This window comes from Stenotrophomonas sp. CFBP8994, from assembly GCF_034044835.1.
GTDB lineage: Bacteria > Pseudomonadota > Gammaproteobacteria > Xanthomonadales > Xanthomonadaceae > Stenotrophomonas > Stenotrophomonas rhizophila_A.
The window spans coordinates 557106-570242 of sequence record NZ_JAXCWT010000002.1 but is presented as its reverse complement, the minus strand read 5'-3'; the positions used below and the strand labels follow the sequence as shown (position 1 = coordinate 570242).

Annotated in this window: 12 protein-coding genes; 8 read left to right on the top strand and 4 right to left on the bottom strand. The window is 66.0% G+C overall.

What is annotated here, in order from left to right:
- Nucleotides 1-33: 33 nt before the first annotated feature.
- Both SOM39_RS07300 and SOM39_RS07295 read right to left on the bottom strand, forming a co-directional pair.
- On the bottom strand, nt 34-2064 hold the full coding sequence (locus SOM39_RS07300; protein ID WP_320457937.1) for a M3 family metallopeptidase: 2031 nt from the start codon (nt 2062-2064) through the stop codon (nt 34-36).
- A gap of 117 nt (nt 2065-2181) precedes the next feature.
- Nucleotides 2182-3294, bottom strand: coding sequence for a PLP-dependent cysteine synthase family protein (locus SOM39_RS07295; protein WP_320457936.1), 1113 nt, complete (start codon nt 3292-3294; stop codon nt 2182-2184).
- A gap of 103 nt (nt 3295-3397) precedes the next feature.
- On the opposite strand from SOM39_RS07295, the gene gloA reads away from it, so the two are divergent.
- The 6 genes from gloA (at nt 3398) to SOM39_RS07265 (ending at nt 8353) form a co-directional block, all read left to right on the top strand.
- Nucleotides 3398-3925 carry a lactoylglutathione lyase gene (gloA, locus tag SOM39_RS07290; RefSeq protein ID WP_320457935.1) on the top strand — a complete coding sequence of 176 codons (528 nt, stop codon included), beginning with the start codon at nt 3398-3400 and terminating at the stop codon, nt 3923-3925.
- A gap of 92 nt (nt 3926-4017) precedes the next feature.
- The gene (locus SOM39_RS07285; protein WP_320457934.1) at nt 4018-4446 is read left to right on the top strand and encodes a VOC family protein; all 429 of its coding nucleotides are present in this window, start codon (nt 4018-4020) and stop codon (nt 4444-4446) included.
- Between the two features lie 68 nt (nt 4447-4514).
- On the top strand, nt 4515-5822 hold the full coding sequence (locus SOM39_RS07280) for a putative DNA modification/repair radical SAM protein (RefSeq protein WP_320457933.1): 1308 nt from the start codon (nt 4515-4517) through the stop codon (nt 5820-5822).
- Nucleotides 5819-7273, top strand: a complete 1455-nt coding sequence (locus SOM39_RS07275; protein ID WP_320457932.1) for a UdgX family uracil-DNA binding protein — start codon at nt 5819-5821, stop codon at nt 7271-7273. Before SOM39_RS07280 ends, SOM39_RS07275 begins: the two co-directional genes overlap by 4 nt.
- A gap of 172 nt (nt 7274-7445) precedes the next feature.
- Entirely contained in the window at nt 7446-7658 is a 213-nt protein-coding gene (locus SOM39_RS07270; RefSeq protein WP_320457931.1) for a hypothetical protein, read from the top strand.
- Complete coding sequence (locus SOM39_RS07265; protein WP_320457930.1) at nt 7655-8353, top strand: hypothetical protein; 699 nt, start codon at nt 7655-7657, stop codon at nt 8351-8353. Before SOM39_RS07270 ends, SOM39_RS07265 begins: the two co-directional genes overlap by 4 nt.
- A 26-nt stretch (nt 8354-8379) precedes the next feature.
- Here the strand turns inward: SOM39_RS07265 and SOM39_RS07260 are convergent, their stop codons facing one another.
- Nucleotides 8380-8811, bottom strand: a complete 432-nt coding sequence (locus SOM39_RS07260) for a CBS domain-containing protein (protein WP_068854086.1) — start codon at nt 8809-8811, stop codon at nt 8380-8382.
- A 249-nt stretch (nt 8812-9060) separates the two neighbouring features.
- Nucleotides 9061-10902, bottom strand: a complete 1842-nt coding sequence (gene glmS, locus SOM39_RS07255) for a glutamine--fructose-6-phosphate transaminase (isomerizing) (protein WP_320457929.1) — start codon at nt 10900-10902, stop codon at nt 9061-9063.
- Between the two features lie 203 nt (nt 10903-11105).
- Here glmS and SOM39_RS07250 point away from each other — a divergent pair, with 203 nt between their 5' ends.
- The gene (locus tag SOM39_RS07250) at nt 11106-12374 is read left to right on the top strand and encodes an efflux RND transporter periplasmic adaptor subunit (RefSeq protein WP_068854089.1); all 1269 of its coding nucleotides are present in this window, start codon (nt 11106-11108) and stop codon (nt 12372-12374) included.
- Nucleotides 12375-12406: 32 nt separating this feature from the next.
- Nucleotides 12407-13126 (top strand): ABC transporter ATP-binding protein, encoded by a 720-nt coding sequence (locus SOM39_RS07245; RefSeq protein WP_068854090.1) that lies wholly within the window; start codon nt 12407-12409, stop codon nt 13124-13126.
- The last annotated feature ends 11 nt before the right edge of the window (nt 13127-13137 follow it).

Genomic DNA, 13137 nt, shown 5'->3' with positions numbered 1-13137 from the left:
GTAGGTACCGACCGTTGGTCGGTACCCATCGCATCAACCGGCCATGCCGTTGTGACGCAGCAACGCGTCCACGTTCGGCGCACGCCCGCGGAACGCCGCGAAATTCTCCGCTGCACTCCGGCTGCCTCCCCGTGACAACACTTCATCGCGGAAGCGCCTGCCCGTTTCGGCCACCTGCTCCGGCGCTTCCTCGAATGCGGCGTACGCATCGGCGCTGAGCACCTCGGCCCACTTGTAGCTGTAGTAGCCCGCCGCATACCCACCCGCGAAAATGTGGCTGAACTGGTGCGGGAAGCGGTTCCATTCCGGCGGGCGGTTGACCGCCACTTCGTCGCGCACGCGTTCCAGCAGCTGCAGCACGCTGTCCTGCACCGGATCGAAACTGCTGTGCAGCTGCATGTCGAACAGCGCGAACTCCAGCTGGCGCACGGTGAACATGCCGCTCTGGAAATTGCGCGCGGCCAGCATCCGGTCAAACAGCGCGCGCGGCAGCGGCTCGCCGCTGTCCACATGCGCGGTCATGGCCTGCACGCGGTCCCATTCCCAGCAGAAATTCTCCATGAACTGGCTGGGCAGCTCCACCGCATCCCATTCCACGCCATTGATGCCGGCCACGCCCAGCTCGCCGATGCGGGTCAGCAGCTGGTGCAGGCCATGGCCCATTTCATGGAACAGCGTGGTCACTTCGTCGTGGCTGAAGGTCGAGGCCTTGTCATCAGCTCCCTTGCCGAAGTTGCACACCAGATACACCAGCGGCGTCTGCACGCCCTGCGCGGTATCACGGCGGTTGCGGCAGTCGTCCATCCACGCGCCGCCGCGTTTGCCTTCGCGCGCGTACAGGTCCAGGTAGAACTGGCCGACCAGCGCGCCCTGCGCATCGACCAGGCGGAAGAAGCGCACGTCCGGATGCCACACCGGCGCCTGGTCGGGCTGCACCTGCAGGCCATAAAGGCCGTGGATGACGCTGAACAAACCCTCCAGCACCTTCGGCTCGGTGAAGTACTGCTTCACTTCCTGCTCGGAATAGCTGTAACGCGCCTGCTTCAGTTTCTCGGAGGCAAAGGCGAGGTCCCACGCTTCCAACGCAGGCAGGCCCAGTTCGTCGCGTGCGAATGCGTCCAGCTCGGCGCGGTCGCGCTGCGCATAGGGCTTGGCACGCCCGGCCAGATCGCGCAGGAAACCCAGCACCTGCGGCGCGTCGTCGGCCATCTTGGTGGCGATGGAGTACTCGGCGTAGTTGGCAAAGCCCAGCAGGGTCGCCAGCTCGGCGCGCAGCGCCAGCACGCGATCGATGTGCGCGCTGTTGTCCAGCTTGGGATCGCCGAACTCGGAGGCGCGCAGCGCGTTGGCGCGGTACAGCGTCTCGCGCAGCGGGCGGTGTTCTGCATAGGTCTGCACCGGCAGGTAGCACGGCATCTGCAGGGTCAGCTTCCAGCCTGGACGACCATCCTTCTCTGCGGCGGCGCGCGCAGCGGCGACCACATCGTCGGGCAGGCCGGCCAGTTCGCTGCGGTCTTCCACGTGCAGCGACCATGCATCGGTCGCATCGAGCACGTTCTGCGAGAACGTTGCCGACAGCGCCGAGAGCTCCTCGCGGATCGCGCTGTAACGCGCCTTGCCGGCCTCGTCCAGTTCGGCGCCACCCAGGCGGAAATCGCGCAGTGCGTTGTCCAGCACCTTGCGCCGCGCCGGGTCGTACTGCGTCGCTTCCGGCGTGGCGGCCAGCGCGCGGTACTGCTCGAACAGCGCCAGGTTCTGGCCGAGCGCGCTGCCAAAGCGGGTCACCTTCGGCAGGTTGCTGTTGTAGGCCTCGCGCAGCGCCGGGGTGTTCACCACCGCCTGCAGGTGGCCGACCTGGCCCCAGGCGCGCCACAGGCGTTCGGTGGCATCGTCCAGCGGCTCGACGAAGCTGGCCCAGCTGACCGGCTGCACGGTTTCGGCGGCTTTCACCGCGGCTTCGGCCTGCGCCAGCAAGGTGTCGATGGCCGGCCCGATGTGCTCGGGCTGGATCGCATCGAAACGGGGCAGGCCGGAAAAATCGAGCAGGGGATTGGCAGGGGTCACAGGGGTCTCCAGACAGCAGGGCCGGTACGCCGGCGTTTCCCACGATATGGCACCGGACCCTGCGCTGCACAAGCCCCGCCGGCCACGGGTTCGTGGCCGTTCACCCGCCTGCGGCGCTCAGTACAGGGCTTCCAGCGCGGCGTTGGGCAGCTCCGGCAGGCCCTGCCCGGCAACGGCCGCCGCGATCACCGCATCGGCCTGCTCCACGTCGATGCCCTGCCGCGGGTACCAGTCCGGGTTGTAGTAGCTGTGCGCATAACGCTCGCCGCTGTCGCACAGGATGGTCACGATCGAGCCGCTGCGCCCGGCCGCACGCATGCGCTCGGCGGCATGCAGCACGCCGACGAAATTGGTACCGGTAGAGCCGCCGACCCGGCGTCCCAGTTGCCGGCTGACGTGGCGCATCGCCGCCAGGCTCAGCGCATCGGGCACCTTGACCATCGCATCCACGCTGGTCGGGATGAAGCTCGATTCCACTCGTGGACGGCCGATGCCTTCCACACGCGAGCCGCCACTGCAGGTCAGTTCGCGCCACGGCTCGCCCGCCAGCGCGGCGCGGTAGCCGTCGAAGAACACCGACACTTCCGGGTCCGCGCACAGGATGCGGGTGTCATGCCGGCGGTAGCTGACATAACGGCCCAGGGTAGCGGCGGTGCCCCCAGTGCCGGGGCTGCACACGATCCATTCCGGCACCGGATGCGGCTCTTCGGCCATCTGCTTGAAGATGGATTCGGCGATGTTGTTGTTGGCACGCCAGTCGGTGGCGCGCTCGGCATAGGTGAACTGGTCCATGAAGTGGCCGCCGGTTTGGCGGGCCAGCTTTTCCGAATCGCAGTTCAGGTCGCAGGCGCGCTCCACCAGGTGGCAGCGCCCGCCATGGAATTCGATGGCGGCGATTTTTTCCGGCGAGGTGGTGGCCGGCATCACGGCAATGAATGGCAGGCCCAGCAGGCGCGCGAAGTAGGCTTCGGACACCGCGGTGGAGCCGCTGGACGCCTCGATCACCGGCCGCCCTTCGCGCAGCCAGCCGTTGGCCAGTGCGTACAGGAACAGCGAGCGCGCCAGGCGGTGCTTCAGGCTGCCGGTGGGATGGCTGGATTCATCCTTGAAGTACAGCTCGATGCCCGGGTGGCCCGGCAGGTCCATCGGAATGAGGTGGGTATCGGCCGAACGGTTGAAATCGGCTTCGATCTTGCGGATGGCGGCGGCCACCCATTCACGCTGCGACATGTCGACGACGGGCCAGGAAGATGCAGCATTCTACGTCCCCTTGCCGCCGCCCCGCTAAAATGAACGGCCAGCCGCGTTGCGCGGCCCCCCCACAGGATCCCCCATGAGCCTTGCCTCCCTGCAGTCCCAGCCGGGCGTTGCCGCCCAGCCGCCGGCCGAAACCACCGGCTTCGTGTTCAACCACACCATGCTGCGCGTCAAGGACGCCGCCGCCTCGCTGGACTTCTACACCCGCGTGCTCGGCTTCCGCCTGCTCGACCAGCGCGATTTCCCCGAGGCGCAGTTCAGCCTGTACTTCCTGGCCCTGCTGCCGGCGGGCACGTCCATCCCCGAGGGCGACGACGCCCGCCGGGTGTGGATGGCCGGCCTTCCGGGCGTGCTGGAACTGACCCACAACCATGGCACCGAAACCCAGGAAGGCCGCGTGTACCACGACGGCAACCAGGACCCGCGCGGCTTCGGCCACATCTGCGTTTCCGTGCCGGACATCCACGCCGCCTGCAAGCGTTTCGATGACCTCGAGGTGCCCTACCAGAAGCGCCTGGAAGACGGCCGCATGAAGCACCTGGCCTTCATCAAGGACCCGGATGGCTATTGGGTGGAGATCATCTCCAACACCCCGATCAGCTGACCGCCCCGGCTTCAACAATGTGCACGCCCTGCCAAGGCGGGCGTGCACCGCCGGTGGTATACCTGCGTTCCTTTCCACCCGAAGGAACCCGCATGGAAACCATGGAACTGCACCGCGGCCGGCTCATCGACCACCTGCAACTGATCGTGCGTGACCTGCCGGCCAGCCGCCGCTTCTACCGGGCCGTGTTCGACACCATCGGCATTCCCATCGCCGGCGAGGGCGATACGTATTTTTGGGCCGATGAGCTGTTCATTTCCACCGCCGACAGCGAAGCGGCCGCCGGTGAACTGACCGGCCGCCACCACCTGGCCTTCCAGGCCCGCGACCGCGCCACCGTCGATGCCTTCCACAAGGCGGCGTTGGCCGCTGGCGGCAAGGACAACGGCGCGCCCGGCGAACGCCCCTACCACCCGGGCTATTACGCCGCCTTCGCGATCGATCCGGACGGCAACAACATCGAGGTCGTGTACCACGGCCCGGCGACCTACAGCGCCGACTCGGTGAAGGTGACCTTCTGAACCTGAATTCTTCACCTTCCCGATAATCAGTCTCACGGGATGAGATTGGGTTTGCCTACCGTTTCCGCATGGAGACGATACGCAAACTGGCGATCCTGGCCGATGCCGCCAAGTACGACGCGTCCTGCGCCTCCAGTGGCGCGGGTCGGCGGGATTCGCGCGCGTCCGGCGGCATCGGCAGCACCGAAGGCGCCGGCATCTGCCACAGCTACACCCCCGACGGTCGCTGCGTATCGCTGCTGAAGATCCTGCTCACCAACTTCTGCATCTACGACTGCGCGTACTGCGTGAACCGGGTCTCCAGCAACGTACCGCGCGCACGCTTCAACGTAGGCGAAGTCGTCGCGCTGACCATGGATTTCTACAAGCGCAACTACATCGAAGGGTTGTTCCTTTCCAGCGGGATCATCCGCAATGCCGACTACACCATGGAGCAGATGGTGGAAGTGGCGCGCCAGCTGCGCGAGGAACACCGGTTCTCCGGCTACATCCATCTCAAGACCATTCCGGAAGCCTCGCCCGAACTGCTGGCGGCGGCCGGTCGCTACGCCGACCGCCTGTCGATCAACATCGAGCTGCCCACCGAGGAGGGCTTGAGCAGCTTCGCGCCAGAGAAATCGCTGCCTTCCATTCGCGGCGCGATGGGTGAACTGCGCTGGCGCATCGAAGAAGCCAAGGAGGCCAAGGCCGCCAGCGAGGCCAAGCCGACCACGGTTTCAGCACCCGCCCCTGCCGCCCCGGCCAAGCGCGCCGGCCGCGCCCGTGCGCCGCGCTTTGCACCTGCTGGCCAGAGCACGCAGATGATCGTCGGTGCCGACGGCGCCAGCGACCAGCAGATCCTCGGTGCTGCCGACAACCTGTACGGCAACTACCGCATGCGCCGGGTGTACTACTCGGCCTTCAGCCCGATCCCCGACGCCAGCCGGCTGCTTCCGGTGCAGGCACCGCCACTGGCGCGCGAACACCGCCTGTACCAGGCCGACTGGCTGCTGCGCTTCTATGGCTATGGCGTGGAGGAAATCACCGATACCACGCAGAACGGCATGCTCGACCTGGACATCGACCCGAAGCTGGCCTGGGCGATCCGCCACCCTGAACGCTTCCCGGTCGATCTCAACGTGGCGTCGAAGGAGATGCTGCTGCGCGTGCCCGGGTTGGGCGTGCGCAACGTCAAACGCGTGCTGATGGCACGCCGCCATGGCCGCCTCCGCGTGGCCGACGTGGCCCGCCTGCGCGCGCCGATGAGCAAACTGCTGCCGTTCGTGCAGCTGGCCGACCATCACCCGCGTCGCGCACTGGATGACCCCACCGCGCTGCGCGCGCGGCTGGCACCGCCACCGCGCCAAGCCTCGCTGTTTCCCGACGCTGCCGCATGAACCGCTGGAGTGTGCGGGTCGACCCGTCGTGGTCGGTGCAATCCTGGCGTGAGGCCGCGCGGCGGGCGCTGCAGCACCGCGTCGCACCGGAGCAGCTGGACTGGCTGCAGGAGGGTGAAGGTTCGCTGCTGGACGCGCCGGCGCTGGCCACCCTCTCAGTGCCTGACGCTGAAGCCACCGCCATTGCGGTGCCGAAGGCGTTCCTCGAACTGGCCGCCAGCTGCCTGTGCCACCGCGATCCGCAGCGCCACTCGCTGCTGTACCGCATGCTGTGGCGGATCACCCACGGCGAGCGTGGCCTGCTCACCAACCCGGCCGATCCGGACGTGCTGCGTGCGATGGCCCTCGCCCAGGCGGTGCGCCGCGACAGCCACAAGATGAAAGCCTTCGTGCGTTTCCGCGAAGTACCGGGCGAAGAGGATGCCTTCATCGCCTGGTTCGAGCCCGATCACTTCATCGTGGATCGGGTCGCGCCGTTCTTCGCGCGCCGCTTTGCGGGCATGCGCTGGGCCATCCTCACGCCGTATCGCAGTGCCCGCTGGGACGGCCAGGTGCTGGCATTCGGCCCCGGCAGCAAGCAGGCGGATGCGCCGGTGGAGGATGCGCGCGAAGAGCTGTGGCGCACCTACTACGCCAACATCTTCAACCCTGCCCGGCTCAACACGCGGATGATGCAGCAGGAAATGCCGGCCAGGTACTGGAAGCACCTGCCGGAGGCGAGCCTGCTGCCCACGCTTGTACGCGATGCCGGTGACCGCGTGCAGGAAATGCATGACCGCGAAGCGCAGGCACCACAGCGGCGGATTCCCGAGCAGCACATTCCCGTGCGCGTCCCGGCGACCGCCAATGGCGACTCACTTGATGAACTGCGCAGCGCTGCCGCTGGCTGCCGCCGATGCCCGCTGTGGGAGCCGGCCACCCAGACCGTGTTCGGTGAAGGCCCGCGCGATGCGCAGGTGATGTTAGTTGGCGAGCAACCCGGCGATTCGGAGGACCTGAGCGGCCACCCCTTCGTCGGGCCGGCGGGGCAGTTGTTGAACCGGGCGCTGCAGGAACTGGGCATCGATCGCAACACGCTGTACCTGACCAACGCGGTGAAGCACTTCCGCTATGAGCGGCGCGGCAAGAGACGCATCCATTCCAAACCGCAGGTCACCCATATCAATGCGTGCCGGCCATGGTTGCTGGCGGAGATTGAACAGGTGAACCCCAAGGTGATCGTCTGCCTGGGGGCCAGTGCAGCGCGTGCCGTGTTTGGCCCCGGCTTCAACCTGGGTCGCGACCGTGGCCGCTGGCACACGTTGGAAGATGGCACACGGGGCTTTGCGACTGTGCACCCTTCCTGGGTGTTGCGGCAGCCTGCGGGTGGTGCGCAGGAAGATGCCTATCACCTGCTGTTGGGTGACCTGGAAAGGCTGTCGATCCACGCTGGAAACAGCAGCACTGAGTAAAGCGGACATCTCCCCTTGCCATTCACGACAACATGTTTGCCACGCAGTCCTTCCCCAAGATGATCATCTGGAAGCGTTTTTCCCTCGCAAATTTCCACCTCCCGTCGTATCAACCCGCCGCAGCACATGCCTGCCGGTGCCAAGCACGAACCGGGGAAGCTATGCTCCGTCCATGGTCACTCCAATCTCCAAGAAGAAGCCTGCGGCCAAGGGATTGACCGGTCGGCCCCCTACCCTGCCGTTGACTGCCGCACAGCTTCTCAGCGAAAGCCACGAGCAGCGGATCCATTGGATATATGACATGACGCCGGAGGAATCCGTCGAGATCATGCGCAAAGCAGGGTTGCTGACGCCCGCCGGCAAGTTGAAGCGCTGCCATAGATGAGCCATGGCCACCTTCAGATCGGATATCACGGCTGCGATATCGCGGTCCGGGATGGCCTCATATCTGGACAGCTGAAACCCAAGCCAAGCAACAACCAATACGACTGGCTCGGGTCGGGCTTCTATCTACTTGAAGCGGATCAGGAACGGGCGCTGGCATTCGCCGAAGCTGCGGCGAGCGAGCCTTTGCGCTGGCTTACTGCGAGGCCAATTGCCTCGCCTGCGGTTGTCGGATGCATCTTCAGCATCCAACGCTGCCTGGATATGACCACCAGTACTGGCCGTCGAGAGTTCGAGAACGCGCACCTGTATTTTCAGGCGACCCATCTTCGCAGTGGCCAACGAACCCCGCTGAACGTCCCCGTCAATCCTCTTGACGAGGAGTTTCTTCTTCGTGGACTGGATCGAGCGGTTTTCGAATTTATTCACTCCAAGCTCTTCCAGGTCTACGGATTTGAGTACTTTCAAGCCGTACGGGGCGCTTTCCGCCAAGGTCCAGAGATCGCACCTCGGTCGGGATTTCACAGGGACAGTCACGTACAGATCGCGCTCAGGGACTTCAGCTGCATCAAAGGTTGGTTTCTACCGGCCGACGCCGAACTCCTCAGTCCTGCTGAGCTCGTCAAAGCCCAGGCGGCGCTCAACTCAGCGCGTGAAGCCAATCAAAAGTCCCGTCGACGCGTGGAAGCGGACTAGTCGTCCGCCCCACCCCGCCGCCCTTTTCAGTGCGCGGCCATATAGATGTCCTGAAGCACCGCCTTCTCCAGCTCCAGCTCGCTGAGCAGGTTCTTGACGATGTCACCCAGGCTGAGGATGCCCACCAGCTTGCTGCCTTCGGTCACCATCAGGTGGCGGTGGCGCGAGTAGGTCATCAGCGCCATGGCCTGCTTCAGGGTCGCCTCGGGGGCGATGCCTTCCAGGCCGGCCGAAGGAAGCGTGGAGATTACCCGGCGACCCGCCTGCGGGCCGTCGTCGGCCAGGCTGCGCACGATGTCTTTCTCGGAGATGATCCGGACCGGCACATCATCCTTCATCACCACCAGCGCGGCGATCTTGTGCGCGCTCATCTTGTGGGCGGCGGCGCCGATCGTGTCTTCGACGTCGATGGTGACAACGGAGTCTTTCTTGGATTGCAGAAGTTCGCGGACGTTCATTCTTTTTCCTGTTGCAGACTGGGTGAAGCCACACGCCTTGCGTGGTGGGACCGATTGACGCAGCCAACGGCTGACACCCCGAGAATGGCATTCCGACTAGAACCGACGCTGAATGTCGCAGGCGGACTCGACTAAAGTTTTCCCGACGCCAGAAACGGCAAAGGGCGGCCCTGCTGGGCCGCCCCTTTTCGTGTTGAAGCGTGCCCACCAAGGGTGGGCACCTTCCCGCGATCGACCTGGGTCGATCGCTTACTCCACCGTCACGCTCTTTGCCAGGTTGCGCGGCTTGTCCACGTCGGTGCCGCGCGCCAAGGCGGTGTGGTACGCCAGCAGCTGCACCGGGATGGTGTGCACCACCGGGCTGAGCACGCCGGCGTGGCGCGGAGTGCGGATGACATGCACGCCTTCGGATTCGACGAAGTTGCTGTCCTGGTCGGCAAACACGAACAGCTCGCCGCCGCGCGCGCGCACTTCCTGCATGTTGGATTTGACCTTCTCCAGCAGGCTGTCGTTCGGCGCGATAACCACCACCGGCATATCTTCATCCACCAGCGCCAGCGGGCCGTGCTTGAGCTCGCCAGCAGGGTAGGCTTCGGCGTGGATGTAGGTGATTTCCTTGAGCTTGAGCGCGCCTTCCAGGGCGATCGGGTAATGCAGCCCGCGGCCCAGGAACAGGGCGCTGTTCTTGCGCGCGAAGCGCTCTGCCCAGATGGCGATCTGCGGTTCCATGTTCAGCGCATGCTGCACGCTGCCCGGCAGGAAGCGCAGCTGCTCCAGGTACTCCGCTTCCTGCGCGGCATCGATGCGGCCGTACAGCTTGCCCAGCACCACGGTCAGCTGGAACAGCGCGGCCAGCTGGGTGGTGAACGCCTTGGTCGAGGCCACGCCGATCTCGGCACCGGCACGCGTGTAGCAGACCAGTTCGCTGGCGCGCGGGATCGCGCTTTCCGGCACGTTGCAGATCGACAGCGTGTGCAGGTGGCCCAGCGATTTGGCGTACTTCAGCGCCTCCATCGTGTCCAGGGTTTCACCGGACTGGGAGATGGTGACGATCAGGTGCTTGGGGTTGGCATACGCGGCGCGGTAGCGGTACTCGCTGGCGATCTCCACGCTGCACGGCAGGCCGGCGATGGATTCGATCCAGTAGCGCGCGGTCAGGCCGGCGTAGTAGCTGGTACCGCAGGCAAGGATCTGCACGCCTTCGATGCCGGCCAGCACGCTTTCGGCGTTCTTGCCGAACAGCTCGGCCGGGAAGCCACCGGCGTCGATCGCCGCTTCGATGGTGTCGCCCAGCGCGCGCGGCTGTTCATGGATTTCCTTCTGCATGAAGTGGCGGTACGGGCCCAGCTCCAGCGAGGCCAGCGACACATCCGACTGGTGCACGCCACGGTCCACCGGCTGGTTGTGTTCGTCATACACCTGCACGCCATCGCGGCGGATGTCGGCGGTGTCGCCCTCTTCCAGGAAAATCACGTTGCGGGTGGCCGAGATCACCGCCGACACGTCGGACGCCACGAAGTTCTCGCCCTGGCCCAGGCCCACCAGCAGCGGGCAGCCCATGCGCGCACAGACGAAGTGGTCCGGCTCGGCGCGGCTCATCACCGCAAGCGCGTAGGCACCGGTCAGTTCCTTGACCGTGCGCTGCAGCGCCGACAGCAGGCTGTCGCCGTTCTTGAGGTTGTGGTGCATCAGGTGGGCGATGACTTCGGTGTCGGTCTGCGACTCGAACACGTAGCCCAACCCGCGCAGGCGCTCACGCTGCTCTTCGTGGTTTTCGATGATGCCGTTGTGCACCAGCGCAACGCCGTGGCTGATGTGCGGGTGGGCGTTGGCTTCGGTAACGCCGCCGTGGGTGGCCCAGCGGGTGTGGCCGATGCCGAGCGTGGCGTCGAAGCCTTCGGCGATGGCGGCCTTTTCCATCTCGGCCACGCGGCCGGTACGGCGCACGCGGCGCACGTCGGCCTGGGCCTGGGTCTGGTCCAGTACCGCGATGCCGGACGAGTCGTAGCCCCGGTATTCCAGCCGCTTCAGTCCTTCGATGAGTACCGGTACCACATCGCGATCCGCGATCGCCCCCACAATCCCGCACATAGATTCAGATCCCTGCTGTCGAATGCCCATTCTAGCGTGGGCGGCTGGACCGCTTGGACGCTGTCCGCTTAACAAAAGTGTCCGCTGCGGTGTCCGCGGACACCCGGACAATCGCGCCCGCTTCGCAAGCTGTTGTTTTCAAAGGGGCCAATGTTGGCACGCGGTGTGCTTGGTATACCGCAACCCAACCGCGAACGAGCCCGATGATCCGCGACACTTCCGCACAGGACCAGACCCTCTCCACCCCGGGCACGGCCGCGCCGTGGAAGCGCTGGCTGTGGCCGGGCATCGCCGCGCTGGTGGTGCTGCTGGCGATCGTCTTCGCCGCCCGCGCCTGGCTCGGGTCCAGCCGCTCCTTCGACAGCGCGCGGGTGCGTATTGCCGAGGTCAAGCAGGGCGACCTCGTCCGCGACCTGGCCGCCGATGGCCGGGTGATCGCCGCCAACAGCCCGATCCTGTACGCGATCTCCGCCGGTACGGTGGACCTGAAGGTGGTGGCCGGCGATGTGGTGAAGAAGGGCCAGGAGCTGGCCGTGATCGACAGCCCCGAGCTGCGCAGCAAGCTGGCCCAGGAGCGCACCACCCTGGCCGGGCTGGAAGCCGAAGCCAGCCGCGCCGTGCTCGATGCCACCCTGGCCCGGGCCAAGGCCAGCAAGGAAACCGACCAGGCCAGCATTGAGCGCCAGGCCGCCGAACGCGACCTGCAGCGCTACCAGCGCGGTTATGACGGCGGCGCGGTGCCGCAGATCGACCTGGCCAAGGCCAACGACAGCCTGAAAAAGGCCGACATCTCGCTGGCCAACGCCCAGACCGACGCCCGCCTGCAGGGCCAGGGCGCGGACCTGGATGCCCGCAACAAGCGCCTGCTGGCCGACCGCCAGCGCGCGGTGGTGGAAGAAGTGCAGCGCCAGGTGGACGCGCTGACCCTGCGCGCACCGTTCGATGGCCAGGTGGGCCAGGTCCAGGCCACCCAGCACACCCAGGTGGCGGCCAACGCGCCGATCCTGGGCGTGGTCGATCTGTCGCGCTTCGAGATCGAGATCAAGGTGCCGGAAAGCTTCGCCCGCGACCTGTCCATCGGCATTCCGGCCCAGCTCACCAGCGGCAACGGCCAGCCGTTCCCGGGCGAGATCAGCGCGGTGTCGCCCGAAGTGGTGGCCGGCGAAGTGAACGCCCGCATCCGCTTCACCGACAAACAACCGCAGGGCCTGCGCCAGAGCCAGCGCATGCAGTCGCGGATCGTGCTCGATACCCGCCGCAATGTCATCAAGGTCGAGCGTGGCCCGTTCGTGGAACAGGGCAACGGCCAGGCCTACGTCATGGATGGCGATACCGCGATCCGCCGCCCGGTCCGGCTGGGCGTCAGCAGCCTGGGCGAAGTGGAAATCCTGTCCGGCCTGCGCCCGGGCGACCGCGTGGTCGTCTCCGGCGCTGAACTGTTCGGCGATGCCGAATCCGTGTCCATCAACTGATCACCCTCATCACTTCAACCAAGGAAACAGCCATGCTCGAGATGCGCTCGGTCGCCAAAGTATTCCGCACCGAACAGGTGGAAACCCATGCCCTGCGTTCGCTGGACCTGCACGTGCGCGAGGGTGAGTTCGTTGCGGTAACCGGCCCGTCCGGTTCGGGCAAGACCACCTTCCTCAACATCGCCGGCCTGCTGGAGACCTTCACCAGCGGCACCTACATGCTCGATGGGCAGGACGTGAGCAAGCTGGGCGACGATGCCCGCAGCCGCCTGCGCAACCAGAAGATCGGCTTCATCTTCCAGGGTTTCAACCTGATCTCCGACCTCAACCTGTTCGACAACGTCGACGTGCCGCTGCGTTACCGCGGCATGCCGGCCAGCGAACGCAAGCAGCGCATCGAACGCGCGCTGGGCCAGGTCGGGCTGGGCTCGCGCATGAAGCACTACCCCTCCGAACTGTCGGGCGGCCAGCAGCAGCGCGCCGCCATCGCCCGCGCCCTGGCCGGCAGCCCGCGCCTGCTGCTGGCCGACGAACCGACCGGCAATCTGGACAGCCAGATGGCCCGCGGGGTTATGGAACTGCTGGAAGAAATCAACGCCGCCGGCACCACCATCGTCATGGTCACCCATGACCCGGAACTGGCCGCGCGTGCCCAGCGCAACGTGCACATCGTCGATGGCCAGGCCACCGACCTGGTGCGGGAACCGGTGCTGGCCACCCCGCGCGTTGCCGTCGCCACGCTCAACGACTGAGGCCCGCCACC